Source organism: Methylobacterium sp. WL103 (assembly GCF_008039885.1).
Classification (GTDB): domain Bacteria; phylum Pseudomonadota; class Alphaproteobacteria; order Rhizobiales; family Beijerinckiaceae; genus Methylobacterium; species Methylobacterium cerastii.
Genome location: NZ_VRUX01000537.1, coordinates 1 through 2902, shown reverse-complemented (window position 1 = coordinate 2902; position 2902 = coordinate 1). Strand labels below are relative to the sequence as shown.

Annotated in this window: 2 protein-coding genes and 1 pseudogene; 2 read left to right on the top strand and 1 reads right to left on the bottom strand. The window is 72.2% G+C overall.

Annotated elements, in window-relative coordinates; all coding sequences use genetic code 11:
* Positions 1-762: pseudogene (locus FV222_RS21950) on the top strand (glycosyltransferase family 2 protein); the annotation flags it as partial.
* 224 nt (positions 763-986) lie between these two features.
* On the opposite strand, the gene FV222_RS21945 reads toward FV222_RS21950, so the two are convergent.
* Positions 987-2306: an MFS transporter gene (locus tag FV222_RS21945; protein WP_147752231.1), complete on the bottom strand. Its 1320-nt coding sequence runs from the start codon at positions 2304-2306 to the stop codon at positions 987-989.
* A gap of 174 nt (positions 2307-2480) precedes the next feature.
* On the opposite strand from FV222_RS21945, the gene FV222_RS21940 reads away from it, so the two are divergent.
* Positions 2481-2902, top strand: a 422-nt coding sequence (locus tag FV222_RS21940; RefSeq protein WP_187277417.1) for an alpha/beta fold hydrolase, incomplete at its 3' end; no start/stop codon positions are given.

Sequence of the window (2902 nt, the reverse complement as noted above, 5' to 3'; positions counted from 1 at the left end):
GCGGGCCGCGTCGAGCTGATCCCCGAGGAGGCGGCCCTGCTGCCGCCCTCGCTCCCCGCCCGCGGGCGGCTGGAGGACGCCTACAGCGCGCTCTTGACCGAGGCCGAGGCGCGGATCGACCCCGATCCGAACGACCCCTGGCCGTGCCATCGCACCACCATCGGCGCGACGCTCGCGGTCAGCCGCGACGCCTACCTCCGGGTCGGCGGCATGCCGGAGATCGCGCTCGGCGAGGACGGCGCCTTCGTCGCCCGCCTTCTCGCCCATGGGTTCCGCGTTCGCCACGACCCGGCTGTGATGGTGTTCATCTCCGCCCGCCTCACCGGCCGGGCGCCGGGCGGGGTCGCCGACACCATCCGCTCCCGCTGCGAGGATCCGGGCGCGCTCTGCGACGCGCGCCTCGAGCCGGTGCCGAGGGCGCTGCACCGCTATCTCTGGCGCCGGCGGCTCCGTCGCCTTCACGCCTCCGGCCGCCTCGGCACCTCGACGGCCTGGGCGCACCGCCTCGGCATCCAATCTCACGAGGCGGCGCGGATCGCCGCCCTGCCCCTCGTCGGGCAGGTCGTGGAGGAGGCCGAGCGGGCGAGCCCGAAGCTTCGTCACGCCCCGCTGAGCGTGCCGCAGCTGCCGGGTCAGATCAGGCTCGCGAAGGCGGTGCTGCCGCTCGTGCGGGCGTTCGCCTCGGTTCGGGATCGCTGGAAGGGGTCTGCCGCGGCCGCCACGCCGTCGCCGACGCCGTCGGTCACGCGGGCCATGCCTTGACCGGATCGGGAGCGGCTCCCCTCTCGTAGGACTCGGGATTTCTCGAAACGCGTTTTCGGACCTGCACCGTCATCCCGGGGCGCCGTAGGCGAGCCCGGAATCCAGAACCGCAGGTCGACGTTCAGGTCGGCTCCGTCGACGGCTCTGGATGCCGGGCTCTGCTGCGCAGCCCCGGGATGACGAGGTGGAGCGGGACCGACAGCGATCCATTCGGGGGGGGGGCGTCAGGCCCGCGCCGCCGCGGTTGCCGGCGGTTTCGGCTTTCCCAGGCCGAGCACCAGCGCGCAGCCGGCGGCGGAGAGGATGGCCAGGGGGAGGAGGCCGAGCGGGTAGCTGCCGGTCGCGTCCTTGATAACGCCGAGCAGGTAGGTGCCCAGGAACCCGCCGATGTTGCCGATGGCGTTGATCTGGGCGATGCCGGCGGCGGCTGCGCCCGCCGAGAGCCACTCGGTCGAGAGCGCCCAGAACGGGCCCTTCACCATGTAGGTGCCGGTGACGGCCAGGCACAGGATCAGCATCGTCGGCCAGAGTTGGGTCGTCAGCACCGCGGCGCCGAGGCTGAGCGCAAGCAGCCCGAGCGGCAGCGCCGTATGCCAGGTGCGCTCGCGGCGCCGGTCGGACGAGCGTCCCCACAGGATCATCAGCACCGAGGCGATGCCGAAGGGTACCGCGTTCAGGAGCCCGGTCTCCAGGTTGGTGAGGCCGAAGGACTTGATGATCTGCGGCTGCCAGAGCGACAGGCACTGGCTCGCCCCCGAGGCGCCGGCATAGATCAGCGAGGCGGCAAGCACGTAGCGGTTGGTCATCACCTGCCGCAGCGAGAGGTGGCCGGCGGGCCGGGCCGCGCCCTCGACCACCGAGGCCCGCTCGTCGGCCAGGCGCCCCGTGAGCCAGGCGCGCTGCTGCGGCGTCAGCCAGTTGGCGCGGGCCGGGCCGTCCGGCAGCAGGATGAAGGCGAGGATGCCGAGCACCACCGCCGGCACCGCCTCGATCAGGAACAGCCACTGCCAGCCGCGAAAGCCCAGCATCCCGTCGGTGCCGAGCAGCCACGCCGAGAGCGGCGAGCCGAGGAAGCTCGAGATCGGGATCGCGACCATGAAGATCGCCACGATCCGCCCGCGATAGGCGCGCGGGTACCAGTAGGTCAGGTAGAGGATCACGCCGGGGAAGAACCCGGCCTCGGCGGCTCCGAGCAGCAGCCGCACCGCGTAGAACGAGAACGGCCCGACGACGAAGGCCATCCCCGCCGAGACCAGCCCCCAGGTGATCATGATCCGCGCGATCCAGATCCGGGCGCCGAACCGCTCCATCGCGACGTTGCTCGGCACTTCGCAGAGCACGTAGGACACGTAGAACAACCCGCCGCCGAGGCCGAATTGCGCCGCCGACAGGCCGATGTCCTGGTTCATCTGCAGGGCGGCGAAGCCCGCGTTCACCCGGTCGACGAAGGCGACGAAGTAGGCGAGCATCAGGAACGGCAGGATGCGCCACGTCACCGTGCGCAGTGTGGCGCGCTCGATCGCGCCGATCTCCGTCTGAACCATGGCTTATCGTCCCCGCGCCGTCGGCGCACGCAGCGTTCGGCCATCCCGATCGGCCTGGCCAGAGCCGATCACGACACCGCCGTCCATCTGTCGGCCGCCGCCCGACGCATGGCAACGTTCCGCCCGCCACCTCGTTGTCGCGACGACCGCTCAGCTCCAAGGACGCGCAAGGCGATGGCGACGAGCCTCGACGCATTAACCCCTGCCCTCCCCGGGCGCCGGGAGGTGATCGACACGGCGGCCGGCCGGGTCGGCTTCTACGCTTCGTCCGAGGCCGAGGGCGTGCCGCTGCTGCTGATCCACTCGATCAACGCCGCCGCCAACGCCTACGAGGTCCGCCCGCTCTACCTGCACGCGCAAGGCGCCCGCCCGGTCTACGCCCTCGACCTCCCGGGCTTCGGCTTCTCCGAGCGGTCGCGCCGCCTCTACGATCCGCGCCTGATGGTGGACGCGATCCACGCCGTCGCCGCCGAGATCGCCGGGCGGCACGGCGGCGTCCGCGTCGACGCGATCGCGGTGTCGCTCTCGGCCACCTACCTCGCCCGCGCCGTGGTCGAGCGGCCCGAGGTCTACCGCGCGATCGGCCTGATCAGCCC